Source organism: Micromonospora sp. NBC_01412 (assembly GCF_045040215.1).
In the GTDB taxonomy this organism is placed as follows: Bacteria; Actinomycetota; Actinomycetes; order Mycobacteriales; family Micromonosporaceae; genus Micromonospora; species Micromonospora rubida.
The window spans coordinates 13,643-38,193 of sequence record NZ_CP109528.1 but is presented as its reverse complement, the minus strand read 5'-3'; the positions used below and the strand labels follow the sequence as shown (position 1 = coordinate 38,193).

Genomic DNA, 24,551 nt, shown 5'->3' with positions numbered 1-24,551 from the left:
CTGGCGTCGTGGGCGAGGTCGGCCCGCTGTCGCCACACCGACCGGCACCCCCCGGCCCGCCGGTCTGGGACAGCCTTCTCCACGAGATCGTCATCGACAGGCAGAGCGCGATCCCGCCCGTGGAACAGGTCCAGAACACGATCCGGCACAAGCTGGCCACCGGGCGGGTGCCGGAGGGCACCCGGTTGCCGTCGGCGCGCCGGCTCGCCGCCGCGATTGGCGTCACATCAGCGACCGTCGGACGGGTGTACGTCGCGCTCCAGGGCGAGGGCCTGCTGGCCAGCGCGGTCGGCGTGGGAACGACGGTCGTCGACATCAAGAACCTGGAGCAGGCCGCGAAGGAACAAATGACGCGGGCCGGAAACCTCATCCTCGACAACGCGATCAAGGCTTTGCGGCGCATTGGCTACAGTACGCCGGAAGTGCGGCGGGCAATGTCTCAGGCGGCTGAGAGACTCGGCTGGGCCATGGACATGGCGTTCATCGGGGCGAGAGGCTCGTCCATCGAGACGCACGTCGAGGAGCTGCGAAACGCCCTCGACGACGAACTGCCGGTCAGCGTCCACCCGGTCTACCTCGACCAGCTCGAGAGCGGCGTCGTCGAGGCCGTCGACCTGGTCGAACAGGCTGACCTGATCCTCACGCCACTGGTGTACAAGCGCCATCTCGGCGGTTTGTTGGGCGACCGGGCCGCCTCGGTGATGGTGATGATGTCCGAACTGTCCCGCAGGGTCACTGATCAGTTGCTCAGTATCGAGCCGGGCGCCCGGGTGTTGCTGCTGTCCAAGCCGCTGTCGCGGTCAATAGCCCTCGGGATACTGCAGGAGCATGGCCTCCGCGAGCAACTGGACCTCGCCGGAGACGATCTCTCCGAGGCCACGGTGCGGGAACAGTGTCGCAAGGCGACGGTCGTCGTGCACACCACGGACCTGACGGAGCTGGTCCAGCGATGCGCGGGGTCGCTTCCGACCATCGCCATGACCATGACACTGCGCACCGAGTCGATCGAAGAACTGCGGGAGTACCTGCGGGCGGCGCAGGCTCAGAGCGCGCCCACCTCGGCGAAGATGGAGCAGCCATGAGCCCCACCCTGGCGTACGGGGCGACGCTCGCCTTCGACAGTCTCGACCCCATGCGGGCCGCGTGGAACGAGGCGAGTTCGCTCGTGTTCTCCCGTCTGTTCGCCGCTGATCCACGGGGCGAGCTGAGGCCGGACCTGGTCGAGGCTTACCACTCGGCGCCCGATGCCAGCAGGTTCACCTTCCGGCCGCGCCGGGACGTCTACTGGCACGACGGACAACAGCTGCGGGCCGAAGACATCGCCTTCACGCTGCGCGTGGCTTCGGACCCGGCTTACGAAGGACAGGTTCGCGCCCGGCTGCGAGACGTTCGAAGCGTCGAAATAGATAGCGAAGGCGTCGTGGAACTCGTTCTGTCCGCTCCGGCACCATCAACATTGCACGCTCTGAGTCGCCTGTGTGTGCTGCCGAGTCACCGGTTCCCGGATGGCCGTTACGAGCCCGGCGTACTTGATCGGGAACCGGTAGGTACCGGACCATACCGGGTGAACGAGCGCACGGTGGGCGGGTGTTCCTTCGTTCGTCATGACGCCTTTCACCTGGGCGTCGCGGAGTTCGAGCGTCTGGAGTTGGTGCACGTCGCCGACGACGCCGAACGGGCCGATGGTGTCGCGACCGGGAGGCTCGATCTCGCTCAGGTCAAGGCGCAGCACATCGCGCGCCTTACGGCGGCGAACGGGGTTCGCGTGCACCGGTTGCGCACTCGAGTGTGGCGATCGTTGTTGTTCAACCTCGACCGACCGGTACTCGCCGATAGCAGGGTACGCCGGGCGCTGTCCGCAATGATCGATCGGGACGAGATCGTCAGAGAGGCTTTGGGTGGATTCGGGCATGCCCAGTTCACCCCGGTGCCACCGACGTCGTGGGCCGCGCCGGCACCGCCAGCGGAGTCAGGACCCGGCATGGCCTTCGCTCTCCTTGAGAGCGCGGGCTGGCGGCGCGACGACGCGGGAAAATGGCGCCGGGGCAAGGTGCCGCTCGCCCTTCGGATGGCCTACCTCGAGGTGGAGTCGTTCCGGATTCGTGCCAGCGAACTGATTCGCGATCAGCTGCTCGCCGCTGGCGTTGACGCGACTCTCGTCCCGATCACCTGGTCGCAGTACCTCGCGCTGGACCAACACGGACTATCCGGGACCGACTTCGACGCGATCGTGGTCGGCTGGAGTGGCGGAACCGATCCGTTCGAGAACCTGGCGAGCCGGTACATGTCCGGCGGCGAGTACAACCGCCAGGGATACTCCGACCTCGAGTTCGACCGTCTCCTGGCAGCGGCCGCGGCCGAGCCGAGTCGTACGGTGGCGAAGACGTTATACCGACGGGCAGTGGACATCGCCGAACGCGATTCGATCATGGCTCCGCTGGTGAGCCCCGACTACCTGTTCGCGGCCCGAGCAGACCTGCGCGGATTCACCGACGTGGAGCTCGACAGCTTCTACGAGTTCACCCAGTTCGCGTACCTGTTCAGGTCGGGGTGAGCTCGGCACCAGTTCGTGAGACCTATCAATGGATAGGCAAGACGACCAAGAACGAGTCGAAAGGATCTCAACATGGCTGTGCTGACTGAGGTGGACCGATACATCTACGGCGCGCGTTTGAAGGGCTTCCTGAACAAGCCCGCCGAATCTGTCGCCATCCTCACCGAGGCGATCGAATCGCACCCGGACAACGTCCGCCTGCTGCGCTACCGCGGTCACCGCCGTATCACCATCCGCGACTTCCACGGCGCCGTTGCGGATCTCGAACGGGCCGGGGAACTCATCGCGGGCCAGCCCGACGAGCACGAATTCTACCAGGCGGACATCGAACCCGACATCATGAACATCATCATGGACCGGGATTCACAGGTGCGCGATCAACACATCCCGGTCGACGACGAGACAATCGCGGCGACAAGCGGCATGTACAAGAGCACCCTACACGGAAGTATCTGGTACCACCTGGCCGTGGCGAAGTACCTGCTCGGTGACTTTCGGGGAGCGGACGAGGCGTTCCAACGGGCCAGCGAAGTGGCCGTTGACGACGATCTGCGGGTCGCCATTCTCGACTGGCGATACATGTCGCTGCGTCGATCGAATCAACTGGCCGAAGCCGAGGCCCTGCTGGCCACGATGAGCATCGCCGACTACTCGGTGAACGCGAAGGAGGACTTCTACCTGCGGCGGCTGAAGCTCTACAAGGGAGGGGCGACGCCCGAGGATCTGGTCGAGAGAAACTCGGGCAGTCACCTGAGCGTCGCCACGCAGGGATACGGTGTCGGCAACTGGTTCCTGTACAACGGACAGCCGGACCGGGCACGGGAGCTCTTCCAACAGGTTCTCGAGCACGGATTCAGAGACGCCTTCGGCTACATCGCGGCCGAGGTCGAGCTCGAACGCCTCGCCGGGGCGAACTGATGGCGGGGAACAAATCGATCGCCAGCCACCACGAGGTGCGGCGGCTGCCGGTCAGCTTCGACCGCGACGGTAGCGAAATCTCCGTTGCCGTGCACACCATCAAGGGTTCCCGGCCAGGCCCGACGCTGTCGGTGTTCGGGCCGCAGCACGGCGATGAATGGTTCACGGTACGCGCCCTGTATGAGGTGGTCCGCGACCTCATCGGGGAGGACCTGGCCGGCACGGTGAACATCGTTCCCGTCAGTAACCCGCCGGCGCTGCGGGATGGCACCCGGGTCACCCAGGTCTCCGCGGACGAACCCGACATGAACCGGGCCTGGGGTGGCAGCAACACCTGGATCGCCAACCAGCTCACGAGTGTGTTGACCAGCGAGGTCGTGGCGGGCTCGGACGTTCTTGTCGACCTCCACCTCGGGCCGTGGGGTTCCGCGTTCGGCGCGGTCTGCCACGGCAACGACTTCGCCGACGATGCGTTGAACGCGAGGTCTCGACAGCTGTGCCACGCGTTCGGATATCCGGTCGTGGGTGCCCTCAACGTCACCGGCGCCTTTCCGGGGCCACGTTCGCTGGCGGGATTTGCCGGCGCCACCCTTGGTATTCCCACGGTTCTCGTGGAGATCGGTGGCGGCGGGTTCTCCGAAGAGGTCACGACGGCCTGGATCTCCACCATCGTGCGCGGGGTCCGCAATCTGGCCATCGCGATGGGCATCCTGGACGGCGAACCCGTTTTGCCGCAACGGGTGTTGACCTACACGACCACCCGCCGGGTGAACCCCCGCATCGGCGGCCTGCTCATCCCAGCGCGCAGCGGGCGACAGCTCGGCGACGAGGTGCGCGCCGGCGAACTGCTCGGGACAGTCGTCTGCCCGCAGACATATGTGGAGAGAGAACGTCTCACCAGTCCCTGCGATGGGTGGCTTCTCTACACCGCCGTGAGCTATCTGTTGAGGCCGGGCGACTGGGCGTTCGGCGTGATCGACGCTGATGGTGCGCACTGGTCGACCCATGAATGAACAGGCCACGTCGGAGCCACGACGGCCCGAAGCCGGGCCGTCGCCCGCGCCACCCGTTCTCGAGGTGGTCGATCTGTGCACCGAGTTCGTGCGACGCGACAGCGTCGTTCGCGCGGTCGACCACGTCAGCTTCTCCATCGGGCGCGGCGAGACCCTGGGACTGGTCGGCGAGTCCGGATCGGGCAAGAGCGTGACGGCCCTGTCCATCGTCGGTCTCGTCGCCAAGCCCGCCGGCAGGGTGACCGCAGACCGGATCATGTTCGACGGTCGCGATCTCGCCCAGTTGGGAACGCGTGACCTGAACACCGTGCGCGGGCGATCCATCGGCTTCATCTTCCAGAATCCGATGACCAGCTTGAACCCGACCCTCCCCATCGGCTTCCAGATCGCCGAGCCGATGCGCACGCACCTCGGCGTCACCCGAGCGGAAGCCAGGCGGCGCGCCGCAGACCTGCTGGGTCGGGTTGGTATCCCGCAAGCCCGCAGTCGTCTGGACGACTACCCGCATCAGTTCTCCGGCGGCATGCGCCAACGAGTCATGATCGCGATCGCCCTGGCCTGCGAGCCGCGGCTGCTCATAGCGGACGAGCCGACCACGGCCCTGGACGTCACGGTCCAGGCGCAGATTCTGGACCTGTTGCGGACGCTGTCAGCGGAGATCGGCACCGCCGTACTGCTCATCACGCACGACCTCGGCGTCGCCGCCGGGATCTGCGAACGGGTCAACGTGATGTATGCCGGACAGCTCGTTGAGTCCGCGCCCATTGTCGAGCTGTTCGCTAGGCCCCGAATGCCGTACACCCAGGGACTGCTGTCCTGTCTACCGCGTATCGATGACGACGTCGACAGCCCGTTCTCGCCGATCAAGGGTCAGCCGCCGAACCTGGCGCTGCGGCGGACCGGATGTGGGTTCGCGCCTCGCTGCGACCACGCCCGGGATGTGTGCCTGCGCGGCGAGCCAGGGCTGACCACGCGGGGGCCCGAGCGGTGGGCCCGTTGCTTTGGCACCGACGTGCAGGGATGGGTCGCATGACTACGGAGCAGATGTCCTCACCATCGGCGGAGCCCGCGACCTCGCTGGTGGACGTTCGCGACGTTCGGGTCCAGTTTCGCGCGCGCGTCCAACAGGGCGACAAGCGTCTTCTCATCAAGGCGGTCGATGGTGTCGACCTGCGGATCGCGCGCGGCGAGACGCTCGGACTCGTCGGCGAGTCCGGCTGCGGCAAGAGCACCTTGGGGCGGGCGATGATCGGCCTGCGGGAGCTCGCAGGCGGTTCGGTGGTCTTCGACGGACACACCATTTCGAGCGGTTCGTCGCGCCAGATGCGTAGCCTGCGCCGTCGCATGCAGATCGTCTTCCAGGATCCGACCGGATCGCTGAATCCGAGGATGACCGTTGGAGCGACCATCGCCGAACCCATTCGCGCCTTCGGCCTGCGGTCCGGGCGCGAGGTCGAGACGCGGGTGGCCGAACTTCTGGCTCAGGTGGGACTCGACGCCGGGATGGCCCATCGGTACCCGCACGAATTCTCGGGTGGGCAGTGTCAGCGAGTAGCCATTGCGCGGGCTCTCGCCGCGGAACCCGAGTTCATCGTCTGCGACGAACCGATCTCAGCCCTGGACGTTTCGATCCAGGCCCAGATACTCAATCTGCTCGTGGGTCTGCGCGACGAACTCTCGCTCACGCTTCTCTTCATCTCGCACGATCTCGCCGTGGTGCGCCGCATCTCGGCGCGGATCGCGGTGATGTACCTCGGCAACATCGTGGAGATCGGCGACCGGCAGAGCCTCTATGCGCAGCCGGCTCACCCGTACACCTCGGCGTTGCTGTCATCGGTTCCGGTTCCCGACCCGACGATAGAACGGGCCAGGAACCGGGTGTTACTCAAGGGTGATTTGCCCAGCCCGGAAAACCCTCCCGCCGGCTGTGTCTTTCACACCCGGTGCTGGAAGTTCCAGGCCCTAGACCAACCCGACGTATGCCGGACGACCCGGCCAGCGCTCACCGGCGTGGGCGACGGCCAAGCCGCCGCCTGCCATTTCCCGCTCACCGCTGACACGGCCCGATCCGGTATCAACCCCCGATGAAAGGCACGATCGCATGCCCACAACCCTGAACCAGGTCGAGCCGTACGTGCCGAGCCCGGAAGCGGTCCAACTGCACGCCGATTCGCTAGTCATCGACGGTAGCGCTGTGATCATCGAATCGGACGCACACTTCGAGCGGGTGGACCCGGGTGGCGTCACCGCCACCAACCACACGGTCACCATGCCGGGGGTGGGGCTTACCGAGGCCCTGCGGCAGATCAACTCGTTTCGGCGGTGGCTGGACAAGAACCCCGACCGGATTCGACTGTGCACCTCCACGAACGACATTCACGAAGCCAAGGCGTCCGGCCGGGGGGCGGCCATCCTCGGTCCACAGGACTCCCTCTTCCTGGGTACCGATCTGTCGCTGGTGGGGACCTTCTGGGACCTCGGGCTGCGGGTTCTCCAACTCACCTACCAGAAGCGCAACTGGGTCGGCGATGGCTGCGGCGAGACGAACCCGGCCGGCCTGAGCGGGTTCGGACGCTCGCTGGTCAAGGAGCTGAACGCGTTCGGCATCGTGATCGACCTATCCCACTGCAGCAAGCCGACGTCGTTGGACGCGATCGATCAGTCTGACCAGCCGGTCGTTCTCACCCACGCCCATCCGAACGCGGTGACCCCGCACATCCGCGCCAAGGATGACGAGACCCTCAGGGCGGTCGCGGCGACGGGTGGCGTGGTCGGCGTCACCGCGTTGTCGGCCTTCAACAAGACCGCATTCGGCGTGCGGCCGGGCCTGACCGAATTCGTCCGCCACGTCCACTACCTGATTGATCTTCTAGGCATGGACCATGTGGGCATCGGGCTGGACTTCGACGAGACCAACACGCCGGAGAAGCACGCGGGGGACATCGCGCGCAACCCCGAACTGGAACCGGTCAAGGAGTTCGAGTGGGACGACCGTCGGGTCCGCGACCTCAGCCGCGGCGCCCACTTTCCCAACGTGACCGGTGCGCTGCTTGACAGCGGACTGGACTCGGGTGACGTGCAGAAGATTCTGGGGTTGAACTTCCTTCGGGTCTTCGACCAGGTCTGGCGCGCCTAGCTTCAGCGTCGCATTCCCAGGAGGCTCCATGCTTCAGCTCATCGGGCGGCGTTTAGTTCAAACGCTACCCACCCTTCTCGGCATTACCCTGCTGGCGTTCATTCTGGTCCGCATGACCGGCGACCCGGTCGCCACAATGCTGCCGCCCAACGCCGAGCCGGCGGAGATCGACGCGTTCCGTGAGCTCAACGGACTGGACCAGCCCTTGCCGGTTCAGTATTTCCGGTTTCTCGGCAACGCGGTCACCGGAGATCTCGGGAACTCGATCCGGTACGGCGACTCGGTCACGTCGCTGATCGCGGACCGGCTACCGGCGACGCTGGAACTCACGGCTATGGCGATGGCGATCGCAGTCCTGCTCGGTCTGCCGCTTGGTCTGGTCGCCGGGCTTCGGCGTGGCACGTGGGCGGACAAGATCGGACGAACGTTCGCGCTGACCGGGCAGGCCCTGCCGTCGTTCTATCTCGGCCTACTGCTCATCATCGTGTTCGGCGTGTGGCTGGGCGTCCTGCCCACCACAGGAAACGAGTCGCCGAAAAGCTTCATCCTGCCCAGCATCACGCTTGCCGCGGCACTGATGCCGCTCATCATGCGGGTGAGTCGGGGATCGCTGCTCGATGTCCTACGGCAGGACTATGTCCGTACGGCGCGGGCCAAGGGAACGCCCGAGCATCGGGTACTTCTCACACACATGCTGCGCAATTCGCTGATTCCGGTGGTGACGATTGTGGGTATGCAGCTCGGCGCGGCACTTAGCGGTGCAGTGGTGACCGAGACCCTGTTCTCCTGGCCGGGCCTGGGCCGGTTGCTGGTGGACTCCATCTCGACCCGGGACTACCCGGTGGTGCAGGCGATCGTCGTCTTCGCGTCGGCGGCGTTCGTTCTGGTCAATCTGGGCGTTGATCTGATCAGCGCTCGCATCGATCCGCGGATCCGGCTCCGATGAGCGGGCAACCGATGCTTGGGCCGATAGACGTCACCAAGGCGGGCGGCGGGCACCGACTGCGGGTGGTCAAGCAACTGCTTCGCCGGCGACCGGCAGCTTTCAGCGGTGCGATTATCGGCGTCCTCCTGCTCTTCGCGCTCACGCCGGTATCGTGGTTGCCCCACAGCCCGACCGGCGGCGACCAGCGACTGACGTTCCAGCCGCCAATCTTCCTCGATGGTGGCAAGAGCGACCACCTGCTGGGGACGGATCTGCTTGGCCGGGACATCCTGAGCATGCTCGTCGCCGGCGCCCGATACACCCTGGGGATCGTGATCGCCGCCGCGCTCATCGGTCTGCTGGTAGGCGTGACACTCGGTCTCACGGCCGCCTATTTCCAGGGCTGGTACGGCTCGCTGGTCATGCGCCTGGCGGACGTCCAGCTGGCGTTCCCGGTGATGGTGCTGCTCATCGCCGTCGTCGCCGCGTTCGGCGCCAGTGTTCTGAACCTGATACTGATTCTGGGAATCACGGCGTGGGCCCCGTACGCCCGGGTCGTGTACACCTCGACGCTGGCCTTGAAGGAACGGGAGTTCGTCGAAGCGGCTCGGGCCAGCGGACTCACCCACACCAAGATTATGGTCAGGCATCTGCTGCCCAATCTCGCGTCCGTTCTCGTCGTGCTGGTCACGTTCGAGCTGGCGCAGCTCGTGCTCGTGGAATCAGCGCTGTCGTTCCTGGGACTCGGGGTGCAGCCGCCCAATCCCAGCTGGGGGGCGATGATCGCCGACGGGCGGCAGTTCCTGTACGGGCAGTGGTGGGCGTCTGCCCTGCCGGGGCTCTTCATCGCGCTGGCCGTTCTCGCGTTCAGTCTACTCGGCGACGAGCTACGTGACGTATTGGATCCGGAAGGAAGGGAAAGCTAAATGAATCGTCGGATGCATAGCCAAGGAGTTCAGCCAAACAGGAAGGTCGGAATGAGACGAAACATGCGGTACGGAATCGCGGTGGTGGCCGCGGCGGCGCTCGCGCTGACCGGCTGCTCCAGCGGCGGCAGCGGATCAGCGGAGGAGTCACGGCTGGTGGTGGCACAGACGGCGGACACCCGAAGTCTGTTCGCCAACTCGTCGACCTCCCAACTCGAGATCAACATCAGCGAGCAGGTCAACGAGAAGCTGATCGAGTTTTCCGCCGATGGCACGAAGTTCGAGCCTCGCCTCGCCACATCGTGGGAGCAGGTCGACCCATTGACGCTGCGGATAAAGCTGCGCACCGGGGTGACGTTCACCAACGGCGAGGCGTTCAACGCGGAGAGCGCGAAGTTCAGCCTGGAAACGATGCTCAAAGCCAACGCGTACAAGTCGTTCACCAATGCGATCGCCAGTATTCAGGTGGTTGACGAGAGCACCGTGGATGTCAAGACGGCGAGCCCGTCCGACCTGGTGCTCGCCAGTCTCGCCATGGGGAGCTTCCAGTACCCGAAGAAGCACTTCGAGACGGTGGGAGAGAAGGAGTTCGCCGCCGCTCCCATCGGTACCGGTCCATACAAGTTCAAGGCGTGGACCAAGGGTGTCAAGATCACATTCGACCGAAACCCCGAGTACTGGAACGGCAAGGTCGGGTTCGACGTGCTCGAGTTCCGCATCATTCCCGATCCCGCGGCGCAGGTGGCCGCGTTGCAGAGCGGCGAGGTCGACATCGTCGTCGACGTGCCGCGTGGTTCGGTCAAGCAGGTCGAGGGATCCGATTCCCTGAAGTTGGCGACCCGGCCGTCCAACCGCATCTACTACGCCACGTTCAACACCATCAAGCCGGGGCCGTTGCAGAACCCGAAGGTTCGCCAGGCACTGCGGTACGCGGTCGACACCAATGCGCTGCTGCAGGGGCCCCTGGACGGTCACGGATTCCCGCTCAAGGGGCAGATCACCTCGGACGCCTACTTCGGGCACGACGAGACGCGCCAGGCGGTGACCTACGACCCGGCGAAGGCGAAGCAGCTGTTGGCCGAGGCCGGATACCCCAACGGCTTCGAGTTCCACCTGCAGTACTCGTCCACCAACATCAAGGAGGTCGGGCAGGCGCTGGCCACCCAGTTCGAGGCGATCGGGCTGACCGTCAAGCAGGACCTGCTCGAACCCGGCACGTTCCTGCAGCGGCTGGTCGCCAAGGAACTGGAGGGCATGTTCTACGCGGGGTCCTTGCCCCCGCCCGACTCCCACTTCATGTACCAGCAGTTCGAGTCCACCTTCCGGTACGCCTACTACACGAACCCGAAGATCGACGGACTTATCAAGCAGGAACTGGGCTCGGCCGACCGGGCGGAGCGCGCCACGATCTTCAAGGCGATGCTTGACGAGTTCGAGCAGAACCCCGCCTTCATCCCGCTGTTCCAGGGAAGGGACACGTACGGTCTGAACGCGAAGATTGAAGGCTTCACGCCGCGTGCTTCTCAGTTCCTCGACGTCAGGGCACTCACGAAGTCGTAGGACAACCGCCCGACATCCCTTGCTCCGGTGACAAGAGCCTTCATTCGGGGGAATGGATGTTACAGCGCCTCCATTTTACCCATCATGTCCGGTTGATCGACCGCGTAGCAGGCGAGGGCGGTAATGTCTCATACGGAAAGTGTTCGTGCCCAGACGTGGCCCCCGTCGATCGCGGAGCTCGCGTCGGCGCTACGGTCCGGCCGAGTGCGCGCGGTCGACCTGGTCGGTCGCTGTCTCGATCGTGCGGAGCATGCCGGCCGGCAGTTCGGGTCCATCGCGGCACTGGCCACCGACCGGGCGATGGCCGAGGCAACCGCGGCTGATGCCCGGTTAGCCTCGGGCGACACGGATCCGTTGCTGGGCATCCCGTACGGCGTGAAGGATGTGATCGCTGCCCGGGGAGCGCCCACCAGTTGGGGCGCGACCTGTCTGCGTGACCGGGTGCTCGACGAGGACGCCACCGTGGTCGACCGGCTCAGCCGGCGCGGTGGCGTCCTGGTGGCGAAAGTGGTGACATCGTCTCTGGCTGGGGGCGGCGGACTGGATCGGCCAGGCATGTCCGCACACGGCCAGGCGCGCAACCCCTGGGCCCCGGACCGCTTCCCGGGCGGATCCTCCAGCGGCTCGGCCATCGCCGTGGCGCTCGGCGTCGTGCCATATGCCCTGGGGTCGGAGACGGGCGGCTCAGTCGTCCAGCCCGCGGCCTTTTGTGGAGTCACCGGCTACCGACCGACGTGGGGCCTGATTCCCCGTACCGGCATGATGACCCTGTCGGCAAGGCTCGACAAGGTTGGTGTGCTGGCCCAAACGGCGGCCGACTGCGCCCTCGTCGCCGCGGCGATGATCGGTCCGGACGGGATCGACGAGGACGCTCGCCCCGAGCCAACGGTTCCCGCGCAACGACCGGCATTTGACCGACTCGTCGTGGGGATCTCGCCCAACGAACTGGACCAGGTCGCCGACCCCATGCGGGCCACCGCCCGCCGTGGTCTCGACGAACTGGAGGCGCTCGTCGGCGAAGTCCGGTCGGTGGAGATCTCTCGAGAACTCGGCTACGCGGGGGCGATAGAGCTGATCGTCACCGCCGACGCGCACCAGTCGTTGAGCTCCCTCATCTGGAGTCCGGACGTTGAGCTGGCCGACGCTGGTCAGCTCGCGCGCCTGCGCGCCGCCCGCGGCATTCCGGCGGCGGCATATGCAGAGGCGCTCGACGTCCAAAGGCTGGCTCGGGAACAGTTCGCAAACGTGTTTCGCGAGGTGGACCTGGTGGTGGGCGTGAGTATGTCGGATCAGCCGCAGTTGCGTGACGAGCCGCGTCGGCCGCGAGGTTCGGCGTCCGTCGCGGACCGGCTCCTGGCCGCGGCGAACCTGGCTGGACTTCCCGGCGTGGCCGTGCCGTGCGGCCTGGATGACGATGGCCTGCCGGTGTCGCTGCACCTTGTCGGACCGCGTCACAGCGATCGGCTGCTGCTCGCCATCGCCTCCCACTACCAGCAACACACCAGCCACCATCAGCTCCGTCCCACGCCCTGCGTGGGCTGACAGCGCTCTGCCCAAATCTCGCTTGGGCAGACACGGGAAGTGCTCGGCAGAGAAGGAATCAACGTGGACAGGGACAACTCCCTCGACCTTTCACCGATTGATCGCGCGAAAGCGAAGGCCGCGTACGACGATGCCTTCGTCATCGACTGCTCCAACGTCGCGATCGTGGACGCCTGGCTGGACCGGCCAATCCAGGAGCAGTTCTTTGACAAGATGATTCAGGGCGGGGTGACCGTTTCCAATGTGACCGTCCCGCATTCGTCATCGGGCGCGATGAACGCTGTCAAAGAATTTCGGGCACATCGCACGTGGATCGCGGCGGCTCCCGACAAGGCCATCCTCTGCCTGACGGCCGACGACATCCGGCGGGCGAAGCGTGAGGCGCGGGCCGGCATCATCTTCGGGCCGCAGAGCGCGGACCTGATCGAAGACGTCATCGAGATGGTCGGTTTCTTCCATTCCCTGGGCATGCGGATCATGCAACTGACCTACAACACCCGCAACCACATCGGTGACGGCTGCCTCGAACCGGGTAACGCGGGGTTGAGCCTGTTCGGCCGGGACGTGATCAGGGCGATGAACGAGTATGGTGTCGTCGTCGATCTTTCCCACTGTGGAGACCAGACAACCGCTGAGGCGATCGAGGCCTCCGCGAACCCGTCGATCTTCTCCCATGCCAATGCTCGAGCCGTCTACGACCATCCCCGCAACCGGACCGACGACCAGATCCGGGCCATCGCGGAGAAGGGCGGCGTCATTTGCCTGACGCCGTACAGTACCTTCGTGCGTGACCGGACCGGACCGGCCGCGCCGCTGGATGCGTTGGCAGCACACCTCGACCACGTCGTCAGCCTGGTTGGTGTCGAACATGTCGGCCTTGCCACCGACATCAACGAGAACAACGAAACACGCCGGATCTGGCACCGCCACGAGAATCCGAACCTCGTTGGCGAGGCGCGTCACCACAACTATCCCATCGGCTTCGACGGCGACCTGCGTAGCTACGGCATCTACAGCGAACTTCTGGTCAAGCTCGGGTACTCCCGGGAACAGATCGGCGCGATCCTGGGTGGAAACCTCGTTCGCGTGTTCGAGACGGTTTGGGGGAGACGTTGAGCATCGATTGTGGCCAGCCGGCGGCCCCCGCCGGCAGTGCGACAACCGGCTTCGGCGACCTGTCAGGCGTCTCGGTGGCCACCGCGGCGAGCGCAGCCGCGATGGCCTTCGCCGGGGTCAGCGCCACCGCGCCAGCGCAGCGGCGCCGCTGGCTGGAGGCCGTGGCCGATGCGCTGCAGGCGCAGGCGGAGCTCCTGGTGCCGCTCGCGGAATCGGAGACCGGGCTGGGCGAGGTGCGGCTGCGCGAAGAACTGGCGCAGACCGCTGCAAATGCCCGCTACTACGCGGCGGCCGGCGAGGGCGGCGACTGGCTGCGGGCCCGGGCCCAGCGGCTGACCGGCGAGTCGGAAGTGGACCTGCGCAAAGGCCCAGCTTCCGATCGGGCCCGTCGCGGTCTTCGGCGCCAGCAACTTTCCGTTCAAGTATGGAGTGTTCGGTCACGACACGTGTTCTGCCGTCGCGGCGGGTTGTTCCGTTGTGGTCAAAGCCCACCCGGCGCATCCGCGACTGTCACGAGCGATCGCCGGCACCGTGACGATGGCACTGGACGCCGCTGGCGCGCCGGCTGGAACGTTCGGTCTCATCGAGGGGTTCGCGGAGGGCCTGGCCCTCGTCCAGTCGGCGGAGATCGCCGCGGTGGCCTTCACCGGCTCGCAGTCCGGAGGGATGGCGTTGATTGACGCCGTCCGGGCGCGCCCGCAACCTATACCGGTGTTCGCGGAGATGGGTACCGTCAATCCGGTTGTGGTGACCCCTGGGGCCGCCCATCGTATCGCGCCCATAGCCGCCGGCTTCGTCGAATCGTTCACCCGTGGCGGGGGGCAGCTCTGTACCAAGCCTGGTCTGCTTCTCGTACCGCGTGGCTGTGGTGCCGCTGGGGCGATCGCGGATGCGGTGTCATCGCGGGGCGGAGTTCGTCTGCTCACCGCAGGGATATCCGACGCGTTTCACACCGGAGTTCGTGATCTGGTGGCCGTCGGCGCCGAGGTACTCGCCACCGGCGGCCCCGCTGACGGGGAACAGGTCGTCTGCCCGGTTGCTCTCTCGGTATCACTCGACGTGCTGCGCCAAGGTTCGCGGCTGTTGCAGGAGTGCTTCGGTCCGGTGGGGCTGGTCGGGGAGTACGGCCACTTCGCGGAGGTGGGGGAGATCCTGTCGCGTATGCAGCCCGCACTGGCTGGATCAGTGTTCACCGCTGGCGCGGCGGATCCCGATGTCCCTTCCGTCGTGGCTCAGCTCGCCAGCCGCACCGGACGAGTCGTCGTCGACGGCTGGCCCACCGGCGTCGCCTGCATCGACGCGATGCACCACGGTGGACCGTGGCCAGCGACGAGTCGACCGGATGCCACAAGCGTGGGTGCCGACGCGCTCGCACGGTTCACCCGGCCGGTCGCCTTCCAGAACGTTCCCGAGGAGGCGCTTCCCCCGGTGCTACAGGACACCAACCCGTGGCGGCTGATTCGGCATGACCAGGAGGGCAGGCAATGGTGACCGGGCCGCACGCGTCGCCGCCCGGCTGTCCCCTGGAAGGGTTGGTGGTCGCGGACTTCAGTAGAGTCCTGGCCGGCCCGTTGGCGACGATGACGCTGGCGGACCTGGGTGCGCAGGTCATTAAGATCGAGCGACCAGGGACGGGTGACGACACCCGCACCTGGGGCCCGCCGTACTCCCGGCGCAGTACGACCTACTATGAGAGCCTCAATCGTGGCAAGCGGTCCATAGCGCTCGACCTTGGCGACCCGGTCGACCGCGAGACCGCCTTCGAGATCGCGGTCCGGGCGGACATCGTCGTCGAGAACTTCAAGCCCGGAACGATGGATCGGCTCGGTCTGGGATACGGGGCCGTGAGCGCCCGCAACCCAGGCACGGTCTATTGCTCGATCACTGGTTTCGGTAGCGGTGCCGGGCGAGATCTGCTCGGTTACGACTTCGTCGTCCAGGCGGTAGGCGGCCTGATGAGCATCACCGGGCATCCAGATGGTGATCCGGTCAAGGTCGGTGTCGCCGTCGTTGACGTCCTGACCGGCAAGGACGCCGTGGCGGGCATCCTGGCAGCCATCATCGCCCGGCAACGCACCGGCTTGGGCGATCACATCGAGGTGACCCTCCTGACCAGCCTGCTCGGTTCGCTGATCAATCAGGGGCAAGCCTCGCTCGAGACCGGCACTGCAGGACGGCCGATGGGCAACCGGCATCCGAGCGTTGTTCCCTATGAAACGCTGCGTTGTCGCGACGGTCTGATCGCGGTCGCATGCGGCAACGACGGCCAGTTCGCGCGTCTGGTCACGGTCCTGGGCGATGCGGGACTGGCGGGGCGACCCGAGTTCCGTACCAATGCTGACCGGGTAGCGCACCGGGACGACCTTGTGCCCGAACTGGAACGTCTGCTGTGCGCCGCCGACGGCGACACCTGGGTTGATCGGTTGCGCGCCGCGCTGGTGCCCGTTGGCAAGGTCAACGATATCCCGCAGGCGATCGCGTTCGCCGAAGAGCTCGGTCTGAGCCCGACCGTCGAGGTCGGAGTCGGATGGACCCGTCAGCTTCGGCACCCAGTCAGTTGGTCGCGGTACCGCACCGCCGCACCGACGCCGCCACCCGACAACGGTGCCGACACGGACGAGGTCCTCGCATGGCTGTCGGCAACCGATCCCCGTCCGAGCCCGACTAGCGTGAGGGAGTAAGTCGAAGCCTAGTACTCCGGCCGTAGCTGGTGGAGTCGGTGTCTTCGCTGGTAGTGGTCTTGTCTGGCCGCTGCTGGTGTCGGCGTCGCCATCGTGACCATCGATGGATGTGGTCAAAGGTTCGGGTGGTGGTGATCAGGTGTGCCAGGAGACGGCGGACCTCGCCGAGGGCGAAGGGGATGAGCCTTTCATGATCAGGTTCGGGGTCCCCCTTTTCGCGTGGGCGGTGGTCACGGCGAGGTAGGCATGGTCGCACAGTACGAGCGTTGTGTGGCGGTACCAGGCGTCGTAGCGGCGGACCTGGTAGTGGTCGAGACCTTGGTCTTCGCGCTCTGGAAGCACCGGTAGGTAGGTGATGTCGCCGATGTAGCGCTGGTTGATCGCGGGGGCGGTGAAGTCCCGGCCGATCAGATCCGGGGCCCTCGCCGCGGCCGCGGCCGGGTCCGGCACCGTCGTACGAGCTTGCCTGCGTAGTCGTAGCCCTTGCACGCCGAAGCGGCGCATCACCCGCGCGACCCGCTTACGGTTGACCGCCAAGCCGGCATCGCGCAGCTCAGCAGTGACCCGGGGTGCCCCGTAGGTGCCGTCGTGAGCGGCGTGGACCGCCCGGATCCGACCCACGAGAGCCGTATCCGCGGCATCCCGGGCGGCCCGCGTTTCGGCGGCCGAGCGCCAGTAGTAGAAGCTCGAGCGGGACACTCCGATGATCTGACACAACCGCTTCACGCCGTAGCGCTGCTGGTGGTCGGCGACGAACTGGAAGCGGTTCACCAGCGCGTCTCCCCGGCGAAATACCGGGCCGCCTTCCGCAGAATGTCCCGCTCCTCCTCCAACTCCCGGACCCGCCGCCGCAACGCGACGTTCTCGTCCTCCACCGACCCGGCCGCCGACGACCCCGCCGGCCCGGCCACCGCATCCCGACGCTGATCATCGGCGCGGACCCAACTACGCAACGTCTCCCGATTGACCCCGAGATCATCAGCGATCTGCGCGATCGTCGTCCCAGGACGAGACCGGTACAACGCGACCGCGTCGGCCTTGAACCCGGCCGGGTAGTGCTTCATCACCATCTGTCAGGGACTCCTGATCTCCCCAGACCATCACGATCCAAGGCTCAAGTGTCCAGGACCAGGGGGCAACTCCCCCCTGGTGTGAAGTGCTCTGTGAGCAGTCCACTTCCTACCGGCTCCTGCGCTCTTTCGTCGGACGACCGCACGTGCGGTCGTGTCCACACCCGACAACCAACGCCGCCACCCAGAGCACTCAGGCCGTTACTCGGAAAGGCTCAGTGGGTGCTCGCCGGGTGCTCGGGCGCTAGGGATAGGCTCGCAAGGGGCGGACTGAGTGGGACACCGTCCAACTAAGGCATCGCCCTGAACGCGAACAAATGGGCACCAGCGGCCGACATGGACCGAATGGTTCAACCAAGATCAAGCTCGTGTACTGAAGGGGCGGCTGAGCGGCAGTGAGGGCCGCCGACGACCGGGCGACTTTGACGCAGGCGCCAGCGGTTGCTGCTGCGCCCGGTCTCCGGACAGGGCGAGGATCGCAACCCGGACCTCGACGAGGCCACGGTGTAGCTGCTCGCCGAGCTGATCACGCGGACGGGACGCTGCTCAGGATTTCTCCTGCTCCTGCTCCTGCTCCGGGTCGGTCTGGGCCACTATCGGCGGGAGCTGCCAGTCCCGTTCTATCGCCTCCCAGTACGCCTTCGCGGCCATTTCGCGGCCATTTCGCGGGCACGGTCGTGAGCGCGCGTGGTCCCGCCCTGCCGCAGGCGTTCGGCCAGTGGCGTTCCGGTGTTGGTGAGGGTGTCTAAAGGATGTCTCGTAACTCGGTGAAGGCGTTGCCGGTCAACGGTGGCGGCGTCACCCGAGCAGGATGATGTTGTGGAGGTGGGCGATGCCGGAAGCGGTGTAGGTCAATGTGTGGGCGGCACGCCGGTAGTCGCGCAGGATCTTGAAGGTCTTCATGCGGGCCAGGGCGTGTTCGACCTGCGCCCGGACCCTGCGGTGTTGCTTGTTCAGGTCGGCCTTCCAGCCGGGTAGTTCACTGCCGTCGGCGGGTTTGCGGTACGGGATGATCACCTCGGGGTTGCCGCGGTAGGCGCCGTCGGCCATGACCGGCCGTCCGGCCAGTTTCTGGTCGATGCCGCTGGTGCGGTAGACGATGGTGTCGTTGCGGTTGCCCGGCTGCGGGTCGCCGAGGGCGACGACGAGGCGGGTGTGGGCGTCGATGGCGACCTGCAGGTTCGTGCTGTAGCGGTAGTTCTTGCTCTGTGCGGCCAGCCGGTGGTCCCGGGTCGGGATCAGGGTGCCGTCGACGATCGCGATCTGGTCGACCCGACGTCGGCGTACCGGGGCCAGGGCGAGCAGGGGGCCGAGGGTGTCGATGACCCGATGGGCGGCGGAGTGCGACACCCCGAACAGTGGTCCGATCTGTCGCATGGTCAGGTTGGTGCGCCAGTAGGTCGCGACCAGTAGCACCCGGTCGGCGAGGTCGAGTGACCACTGCCGTCCCGGCCGCCCGTCAACGATCGCGTCCCCGCCGCGTTCGGCGACCAGCCTGACCAGCCTGCAAAACTGGGCGGGCTGCAGCCCGGTGAACGGGAAGATCCACTCCGGGCGGACTGCTGTGATCACCTGCACCACGACATGATCCACCATGGACCCGACACCGAGTTACGAGACGTCCCTTAGGTCCGGGCAACGGCTGCGGGCGTCGGCGAGGTTGGCGCGGTCGTCGTCGGTGAGTTTGTGTCCGGGACGCATGATCCAGGCGGTGATCCGCCGCGCGGACGGCACCCGGACGGCCACGGGGGTGGACCGGGTGCGGGCGGTGGTGAGCCAGTCCCGCAGCACGTGCAGGCTGCCCTGGTAGCCGCAGGCCAGGATCTCGGCATGCAGGTCGGCTGCCTGGTGGACACCGCCGGCGAGACGTTGCCGGAGGTAGGGGTGGAACGGGGTGAGAACGCTGGGCCGGCTGCTCACGCCGGTGGCCATCGCGGAGCCGATCTACCTGATGGTCGGGCCGCCGTCGCCTGGCTTGGGAGCCGGCCGTGGTCGCCTGGGGCGAGTCCGACGAGTCGGCGAGCGTTAGGTCGTCCGGTGAGTCAGAGGCCGCAGTCGAAGTCCGCAGAGCCGGGGTTCGCAGTGGCGAGGCGGTCGAGGGCCTTGGTAATTCGCGGCAGTTCGGCCGCGTCCAGGTGATCGGCGAAGAAGGTGGAGACGACGGCGTCGACGACTGGCTGGGTGGCCGCGAGCGCCTCCCGGCCTGACGGGGTGAGTTCCGCCCAGATGGCCCTTCGGTCGCTCGCCGAAGTGGCCCGGACCACCCAGCCGTCCTTCGTCTCCATCTTGTTGACCAGCCGGGTGGCGCCGCTGCGGGAGATCATCAGCTCGGCGGCGAGCGACGCCATCCGGAGGCGTCCGCCAGCGTCGGTGAGGGTGGAGAGCACTTCGCGTTCAAAGTAGGTCATGCCGAGTCGGGAACGCAGCAGGTTGTTGAGGTGGCCGAACAGCAGCGAGTCGGCACGATACAGCGCCCGCCACGCTGCGACCTGGTCCTCGGTCGCCTTCGCCCCCTTGCTCTGCACGGCGTGAGTGTACGGGACAACTGTTGACACGTGAACTTTTCCCTGCCTACAGTTGACGCGTGAACAGTTCACGCGTCAACTGTCTGGATGGTCGTCATGGATCGGTCGTGGTAGGTCTCAGGCGAACGGCGGTGCGCTCATGACCGTGGATTCGGGCTTCTATTCGATCATTGACTATCCGGTCGACGGTCCGGATGTCGCGCGGGAGCTGGTGGAGACCTTCGCTGAAATCCAGGAACGGTGGGTACGTCATCACCCCGGATTCCGGTCGGCTCGGTTCCTCGCCAGCCTCGATGGCGCTCGGGTGATCGCAATCGTGCATTGGGCCAGTGAGGCTCATCTGCGCATGTTCGAGGGCTCACCCGAAACCGAGGGTCTCGGCGCGGCGATCCGGCAGGCCCTGGATGGGCTACCCGGCGTCACGGAGCCTCGGATGGATCGGTTCAGAGTCCTGCGAGAGGTTCCCCCGGACCGCTGGGCGAGTAGCTGGCCCGACCCGACGGGATGAGTGTTCACGACGAGGGGATCGTGATGAGAGTCGACGTCTACGTCGATGTGTTGTGCCCGTGGTGCTTCATCGGCAAGCGACGCCTCGACGCGGCCCTCGCCGGGCTCGACGAGCGTAGTTGTGTACAGACGCGGTGGCGCAGCTATGAACTCGACCCGCATGCGTCTCGAATTCCGGGGGCAACGGCCGCCGAACACATGGCCGAGCCGGACTGGTGGGGAGATCGGGCTCCCGCGAAAATCGCCCACATCCGTAGCGTCGGCGCGGCCGAGGCGCTGGAACTCAACCTGCACCTCGCCCGGCCGGTCAACACCTTCGACGCCCATCGACTGAGCCACTGGGCGGCCATCCACGGTCGAGCCGATGCGGTCATGGAGCGGCTGTTTCTCGCTTATCACACCGAAGGGCTGAACATCGCGGACCTTCGGGTCCTTGAGCGTTTGGGCGTCGAGGCAGGACTGGACGCCACCGAGGCTCGGGCGGTCCTGGCCAGCGACGCCTACGCCTTGGAGGTCCGGGCCGACGAGCGCCGAGGGTATGAGCTGGGCGTCACCAGCGTCCCGACGCTGGTGATCGGGAGCGGGACGCGTGTGTCGGGCGTGCAGCCTTCCGCCGCCCTTCGGCGTCAGTTGCAGGACGCCGTTACCGCCATCCGTGATTCGTCTCCCGGCCAGCGCGAGAGGGCACCTCAGCGACGGTCCGGCTTGACACATCGACGATAAGGACTGAGACCATGGAAATCGGTATTGGACTGCCCGGCCACGCACCGTGGACCGACGGCCGACAACTGGTGGAATTTGCCCGCCGCGCCGACGCGCGAGGCTTCTCCGCGCTCGGCGTCAGCGATCGCCTGCTGTGGACTTCGCCGGAACCACTGGTCGCCCTGGCCGCTGCGGCTGGAGCCACCGCCCGGATCGGGCTCATCACCAGCGTGCTCCTGGCCCCGCTCCACACCAACCACCTGCTGTTCGCCAAGGCGGTCCTCACGCTGGACCAACTCGCTGGACCGAACCGGCTACGACTGGGCCTCGCCGCCGGCTTTCGGCCGGACGACTTCACCGCCAGCGGCGTGGACTACGCCACTCGCGGCAAACAGTTCACCGCCCTGCTCAACCTCTTGGACGACGCCTGTAACGATCGCGTCGACATTGGGCTACGGCCGGCCACACCTGGCGGACCACCCATGCTGTTCGGAGGAACCTCGAAAGCGGCCCTGCGCCGAATCGCCACCCGCGGAACGGGATGGATCGCCGGAACGGCGTCGGTGCGGGACCTCGAAGAGTTCATTCCCGAGATCAACCAGGAGTGGGTCAACGAGGGCCGGGCGGGGACCCCCAGGGTCGTCGCGTCGGTGATGTACGCGCTCGGCCCCGACGCCCACGGTGCGGTGTCCCGCGCCATCAGCTCGTACCACGAGTTCGGCGCCTCACTCGGTGCCGCGATCGCGTCCAGCATTGCCGCTGTCAGCATCGCCGGTACCGGCACCGAGGGGTTCACCCGCGGCTTCACCACCGGCGCGATCGTCGCCATCGTGGCTGCCGTCGCCGCGCTCGCCATCACACCGGGTTCCCGCCGCGGGTAAGCGGCCGACGGGCGGCCCGCCGGCCACACCCGACTGAGCACTGGCGACCCAGGCCACCAACGACGAGCACGCACGAACCAACGCGCCCGCGCTGGTATGCCCCCGCTGATGCTGCGCCCGCACGGAGAGAGTCCTGGCCCGGACGGTCAGGCCCGACCAGCCCCACCCCCGTCCCCGCCCCGGCGGCCTTCACCCCGGGCACCGCAGCCGAGGCGGAGAGGCGGCCTCCTCCCGCAGTGGAGCCGGGTCAGTCCTCCGGCGCCTTGGTGAGCACCCCGTTGAGGTAGAGCGACTCGCGGCAGGTGGTGGCCCGGGGGGCGTTGGCCGGGGTGCCCGGGCGACGGCAGACCACGGTCAGGGTCACCTTCGCGCGGGCGGGGACCCGGATGGGGGTGACCGAGTGGTAGTCCTGGTTGCGGAAGTTCTCCAGGGCGTAGGTGACCACCCGCACCCGGTTGGCGGTGACCGTCAGCGTGCCCTCGTCGCCCTGCACGTTGTCGACCAGGAAGTCGGTCAGCAGGAACGTCCGCCCCTCGGGGACGGTGTAGCTCCGCTCCGCCGACCCGTTGGGGCTGGTGCGGAAGGTGACGGCGACGGAGAACTGCTCACCGCCGAGGCCTCCGGCGGGACCGCCGACCCCGCCCCCGTCGGTCGTACCGCCGCCGGGTGTGCCGCCGCCCGGCGCGGCCGGCGAGGCGGTCGGGGGAACCGGGTTCGGCGCTGTGGTCGGCACCGCCTCGCCCTGCGCGACCTGCCGGGCCTTCTCCGCCTCCACCGCCTCCCGGGCGGCGGTCTTCACCTGCGGGCGCAGCAGCCCGAACCAGATCGCGGCCAGCGCCAGGAGCAGGGCCAGCAGCGCCGCGAGCAGCTTCAGCAGCCCCGCCGAGATCACCGGGCGCTGGACGAACGTGGCGTCCAGGGCACGGGCCCGGCCGTCCGAGGGCCGCACCTCGACGGTGAACGGGTACTCCTTCGGCTCGCCCCACCAGAGCAGCCGGCGGGCTCGGACCCGCAGCCGGGTCTCGGCGCGCGTGCCGTTGGGCACCTCGACCGGTTCGGCCGGCAGCACGAACGTCACCTGGTCGGTGCCCTCGGCGGCGGCGAAGCCGACCGGTTCGGTCACGTTGCCGAGGTTGTCGGTGTCGATGCGGTACCGGGCCCCGCGCAGCCCGCTCCGCGACGGTGGCTGCACCTGCGCGGCCAGCTCGAAGAACGGCTCGACGGTGAGGACGCCCTCCTCCACCAGGGCCGAGTCCGGGTACTCGGAGGGGACGACCCGGACCCCGAAGCGCCGGTCCCCGGCGTCCACCCGGGCGGACCGGGGCGGGTGGAAGGTGACCACGACGGTGCCCGAGCCGGCCGGGTAGAGGGTGAGGGACGCCGGCTCCACCGTCACCCACTCGTCCGGGACACCCAGGACCTCGAACCGGTACGCCTCGACCGTGTCGCCGGCGTTCCGCACGGTGACCGGGACCTCGATCTCGCCGCCGGGGGCGACGCTCACGGAGGTGCTGGCCAGATTCGCCGATGCGCGCATCTGGCCGAGCGTAGGAGCGGTTTCCCGGGCTGTCAGGGGCCATCGGGGTACGTCGGCGGGCAGAGATGTGCCCGCCGGGGCGACGTTAAGTACACGCGAAGACACGGTACGCATACTTCCCCGGCCGTCGGCGCGCGGACCGACGGCCGGGGAGTGAGGAGACGAGGATGCAGCGGGTACCGGTCTACGTGCACGCGACGGATCCGATCTCGTGGACAGGCGTGACGGGTCAGCTCACGGGCCGCCCGGAGGTCCGGGTCCTGGCCGAGGCGGAGGCCGCCGAGGCGGCGGTGACCCTGGTCGTCGTGGACAGCCTGACGCCGCAGAGGGTGCAGTCCCTGCGGCGGCTGCGCCGGGAGCAGACCCGGCTGGTCCTGGTGCCGTCCACACTCGACGATGGCCAACTGTCGGCCGCCGTCGAGTGTGGGGTGGTGGGGGTGGTACGCCGGGGCGAGGCGTCCGGCACCCGCCTGGTCGAGGTGATCCTCTCGGCGGCCCGGGGCGAGGGGAGCGTCCCGGCCGACCTGCTCGGTCGGCTGCTGAACCAGATGCGTCGGCTCCAGCGGGAGGTGCTCGACCCCCGAGGGCTGACCCTGGGCGGGCTGAGCGCCCGCGAGGTCGACGTCCTGCGGCTGGTCGCCGACGGGTTCGAGACGAGGGAGATCGCCACCAAGCTGTCCTACTCGGAGCGGACCGTGAAGAACGTCGTGCACGGCATGACCACCCGGCTGCACCTGCGCAACCGGGCCCACGCGGTGGCGTACGCGCTGCGAAACGACCTGATCTGAGCCGGCACCCCGTCCCGGCGGCCCGTCCGTCGGGACGGGGTCCGTTGCCCGTACCGAAGCGGATCCTGCCCCGGTCCCTGGCCGGCAGTCCCTGTGCCGGACGCCGTCACCGCGTCGATGATGACCGCCTGGGCCGTGCGCGACGTGGCCGCCCGCCACCCTCCCGCCCC

General features: G+C 67.2%; 22 protein-coding genes and 2 pseudogenes. 19 read left to right on the top strand and 5 right to left on the bottom strand.

Going from position 1 to position 24,551, the window contains the following annotated elements:
• The first annotated feature begins 8 nt into the window (after nt 1–8).
• From OG617_RS00175 to OG617_RS00105, 15 genes and pseudogenes are all read left to right on the top strand, one after another.
• The gene (locus OG617_RS00175) at nt 9–1,082 is read left to right on the top strand and encodes a GntR family transcriptional regulator (protein ID WP_405097596.1); all 1,074 of its coding nucleotides are present in this window, start codon (nt 9–11) and stop codon (nt 1,080–1,082) included.
• Entirely contained in the window at nt 1,079–2,554 is a 1,476-nt protein-coding gene (locus OG617_RS00170; RefSeq protein ID WP_405097594.1) for an ABC transporter substrate-binding protein, read from the top strand. The genes OG617_RS00175 and OG617_RS00170 overlap by 4 nt, the downstream gene beginning before the upstream one ends.
• Before the next feature lie 72 nt (nt 2,555–2,626).
• Nucleotides 2,627–3,472: a tetratricopeptide repeat protein gene (locus OG617_RS00165; protein WP_405097592.1), complete on the top strand. Its 846-nt coding sequence runs from the start codon at nt 2,627–2,629 to the stop codon at nt 3,470–3,472.
• Nucleotides 3,472–4,485, top strand: a complete 1,014-nt coding sequence (locus tag OG617_RS00160; RefSeq protein ID WP_405097590.1) for a succinylglutamate desuccinylase/aspartoacylase family protein — start codon at nt 3,472–3,474, stop codon at nt 4,483–4,485. The genes OG617_RS00165 and OG617_RS00160 overlap by 1 nt, the downstream gene beginning before the upstream one ends.
• Nucleotides 4,478–5,518: an ABC transporter ATP-binding protein gene (locus tag OG617_RS00155; RefSeq protein WP_405097588.1), complete on the top strand. Its 1,041-nt coding sequence runs from the start codon at nt 4,478–4,480 to the stop codon at nt 5,516–5,518. Before OG617_RS00160 ends, OG617_RS00155 begins: the two co-directional genes overlap by 8 nt.
• A complete protein-coding gene (locus tag OG617_RS00150; RefSeq protein WP_405097586.1) occupies nt 5,515–6,573 on the top strand; it encodes an ABC transporter ATP-binding protein in 1,059 nt (352 codons plus the stop codon). The genes OG617_RS00155 and OG617_RS00150 overlap by 4 nt, the downstream gene beginning before the upstream one ends.
• A 13-nt stretch (nt 6,574–6,586) precedes the next feature.
• Nucleotides 6,587–7,621: a dipeptidase gene (locus OG617_RS00145; protein WP_405097584.1), complete on the top strand. Its 1,035-nt coding sequence runs from the start codon at nt 6,587–6,589 to the stop codon at nt 7,619–7,621.
• A 28-nt stretch (nt 7,622–7,649) separates the two neighbouring features.
• Nucleotides 7,650–8,567, top strand: a complete 918-nt coding sequence (locus OG617_RS00140) for an ABC transporter permease (protein WP_405097582.1) — start codon at nt 7,650–7,652, stop codon at nt 8,565–8,567.
• Nucleotides 8,564–9,472 (top strand): ABC transporter permease, encoded by a 909-nt coding sequence (locus OG617_RS00135; protein ID WP_405097580.1) that lies wholly within the window; start codon nt 8,564–8,566, stop codon nt 9,470–9,472. Before OG617_RS00140 ends, OG617_RS00135 begins: the two co-directional genes overlap by 4 nt.
• 81 nt (nt 9,473–9,553) lie before the next feature.
• The gene (locus OG617_RS00130) at nt 9,554–11,032 is read left to right on the top strand and encodes an ABC transporter substrate-binding protein (RefSeq protein WP_405097578.1); all 1,479 of its coding nucleotides are present in this window, start codon (nt 9,554–9,556) and stop codon (nt 11,030–11,032) included.
• Nucleotides 11,033–11,236: 204 nt separating this feature from the next.
• A complete protein-coding gene (locus tag OG617_RS00125; protein WP_405097576.1) occupies nt 11,237–12,574 on the top strand; it encodes an amidase in 1,338 nt (445 codons plus the stop codon).
• A gap of 63 nt (nt 12,575–12,637) precedes the next feature.
• Nucleotides 12,638–13,690, top strand: coding sequence for a dipeptidase (locus tag OG617_RS00120; RefSeq protein WP_405097574.1), 1,053 nt, complete (start codon nt 12,638–12,640; stop codon nt 13,688–13,690).
• A gap of 101 nt (nt 13,691–13,791) precedes the next feature.
• A pseudogene (locus OG617_RS00115) lies at nt 13,792–13,929 on the top strand (hypothetical protein); the annotation flags it as partial.
• 190 nt (nt 13,930–14,119) lie between these two features.
• Nucleotides 14,120–15,181 carry an aldehyde dehydrogenase family protein gene (locus tag OG617_RS00110; RefSeq protein WP_405097572.1) on the top strand — a complete coding sequence of 354 codons (1,062 nt, stop codon included), beginning with the start codon at nt 14,120–14,122 and terminating at the stop codon, nt 15,179–15,181.
• The gene (locus OG617_RS00105) at nt 15,178–16,371 is read left to right on the top strand and encodes a CaiB/BaiF CoA transferase family protein (RefSeq protein ID WP_405097570.1); all 1,194 of its coding nucleotides are present in this window, start codon (nt 15,178–15,180) and stop codon (nt 16,369–16,371) included. The genes OG617_RS00110 and OG617_RS00105 overlap by 4 nt, the downstream gene beginning before the upstream one ends.
• A 339-nt stretch (nt 16,372–16,710) precedes the next feature.
• Here OG617_RS00105 and OG617_RS00100 read toward each other — a convergent pair.
• From OG617_RS00100 to OG617_RS00085, 4 genes and pseudogenes are all read right to left on the bottom strand, one after another.
• Nucleotides 16,711–17,441 (bottom strand): annotated as a pseudogene (locus OG617_RS00100) (IS3 family transposase); the annotation flags it as partial.
• Nucleotides 17,442–18,239: 798 nt separating this feature from the next.
• Nucleotides 18,240–19,019 carry a transposase family protein gene (locus OG617_RS00095; RefSeq protein ID WP_405103608.1) on the bottom strand — a complete coding sequence of 260 codons (780 nt, stop codon included), beginning with the start codon at nt 19,017–19,019 and terminating at the stop codon, nt 18,240–18,242.
• A 33-nt stretch (nt 19,020–19,052) separates the two neighbouring features.
• Nucleotides 19,053–19,373, bottom strand: a complete 321-nt coding sequence (locus tag OG617_RS00090; RefSeq protein ID WP_405097566.1) for a hypothetical protein — start codon at nt 19,371–19,373, stop codon at nt 19,053–19,055.
• A 110-nt stretch (nt 19,374–19,483) separates the two neighbouring features.
• Nucleotides 19,484–19,966, bottom strand: a complete 483-nt coding sequence (locus OG617_RS00085; protein WP_405097564.1) for a MarR family winged helix-turn-helix transcriptional regulator — start codon at nt 19,964–19,966, stop codon at nt 19,484–19,486.
• Nucleotides 19,967–20,105: 139 nt separating this feature from the next.
• Here OG617_RS00085 and OG617_RS00080 point away from each other — a divergent pair, with 139 nt between their 5' ends.
• Genes OG617_RS00080 through OG617_RS00070 form a run of 3 tightly spaced genes read left to right on the top strand, consistent with a single transcriptional unit; the run spans nt 20,106 to nt 22,056 of the window.
• Entirely contained in the window at nt 20,106–20,474 is a 369-nt protein-coding gene (locus OG617_RS00080) for an antibiotic biosynthesis monooxygenase family protein (protein WP_405097562.1), read from the top strand.
• Between the two features lie 23 nt (nt 20,475–20,497).
• The gene (locus OG617_RS00075; protein ID WP_405097560.1) at nt 20,498–21,196 is read left to right on the top strand and encodes a DsbA family protein; all 699 of its coding nucleotides are present in this window, start codon (nt 20,498–20,500) and stop codon (nt 21,194–21,196) included.
• An 11-nt stretch (nt 21,197–21,207) separates the two neighbouring features.
• Nucleotides 21,208–22,056, top strand: a complete 849-nt coding sequence (locus tag OG617_RS00070; protein WP_405097558.1) for an LLM class flavin-dependent oxidoreductase — start codon at nt 21,208–21,210, stop codon at nt 22,054–22,056.
• A gap of 247 nt (nt 22,057–22,303) precedes the next feature.
• On the opposite strand, the gene OG617_RS00065 is transcribed toward OG617_RS00070, so the two are convergent.
• Nucleotides 22,304–23,593: a hypothetical protein gene (locus OG617_RS00065; protein ID WP_405097556.1), complete on the bottom strand. Its 1,290-nt coding sequence runs from the start codon at nt 23,591–23,593 to the stop codon at nt 22,304–22,306.
• 167 nt (nt 23,594–23,760) lie between these two features.
• Here OG617_RS00065 and OG617_RS00060 point away from each other — a divergent pair, with 167 nt between their 5' ends.
• Nucleotides 23,761–24,381: a response regulator transcription factor gene (locus OG617_RS00060; RefSeq protein WP_405097554.1), complete on the top strand. Its 621-nt coding sequence runs from the start codon at nt 23,761–23,763 to the stop codon at nt 24,379–24,381.
• Nucleotides 24,382–24,551 lie beyond the last annotated feature (170 nt).

Excerpts from the sequence above, each read along its gene's own strand:
- OG617_RS00170 (WP_405097594.1), top strand. The coding sequence starts at position 1,079 with ATGAGCCCCACCCTGGCGTACGGGGCGACGCTCGCCTTCGACAGTCTC.
- OG617_RS00165 (WP_405097592.1), top strand. The coding sequence starts at position 2,627 with ATGGCTGTGCTGACTGAGGTGGACCGATACATCTACGGCGCGCGTTTG.
- OG617_RS00160 (WP_405097590.1), top strand. The coding sequence starts at position 3,472 with ATGGCGGGGAACAAATCGATCGCCAGCCACCACGAGGTGCGGCGGCTG.
- OG617_RS00155 (WP_405097588.1), top strand. The coding sequence starts at position 4,478 with ATGAATGAACAGGCCACGTCGGAGCCACGACGGCCCGAAGCCGGGCCG.
- OG617_RS00150 (WP_405097586.1), top strand. The coding sequence starts at position 5,515 with ATGACTACGGAGCAGATGTCCTCACCATCGGCGGAGCCCGCGACCTCG.
- OG617_RS00145 (WP_405097584.1), top strand. The coding sequence starts at position 6,587 with ATGCCCACAACCCTGAACCAGGTCGAGCCGTACGTGCCGAGCCCGGAA.
- OG617_RS00140 (WP_405097582.1), top strand. The coding sequence starts at position 7,650 with ATGCTTCAGCTCATCGGGCGGCGTTTAGTTCAAACGCTACCCACCCTT.
- OG617_RS00135 (WP_405097580.1), top strand. The coding sequence starts at position 8,564 with ATGAGCGGGCAACCGATGCTTGGGCCGATAGACGTCACCAAGGCGGGC.
- OG617_RS00090 (WP_405097566.1), bottom strand. The coding sequence starts at position 19,373 with ATGGCCACCGGCGTGAGCAGCCGGCCCAGCGTTCTCACCCCGTTCCAC.
- OG617_RS00080 (WP_405097562.1), top strand. The coding sequence starts at position 20,106 with ATGACCGTGGATTCGGGCTTCTATTCGATCATTGACTATCCGGTCGAC.
- OG617_RS00075 (WP_405097560.1), top strand. The coding sequence starts at position 20,498 with ATGAGAGTCGACGTCTACGTCGATGTGTTGTGCCCGTGGTGCTTCATC.
- OG617_RS00070 (WP_405097558.1), top strand. The coding sequence starts at position 21,208 with ATGGAAATCGGTATTGGACTGCCCGGCCACGCACCGTGGACCGACGGC.
- OG617_RS00065 (WP_405097556.1), bottom strand. The coding sequence starts at position 23,593 with ATGCGCGCATCGGCGAATCTGGCCAGCACCTCCGTGAGCGTCGCCCCC.
- OG617_RS00060 (WP_405097554.1), top strand. The coding sequence starts at position 23,761 with ATGCAGCGGGTACCGGTCTACGTGCACGCGACGGATCCGATCTCGTGG.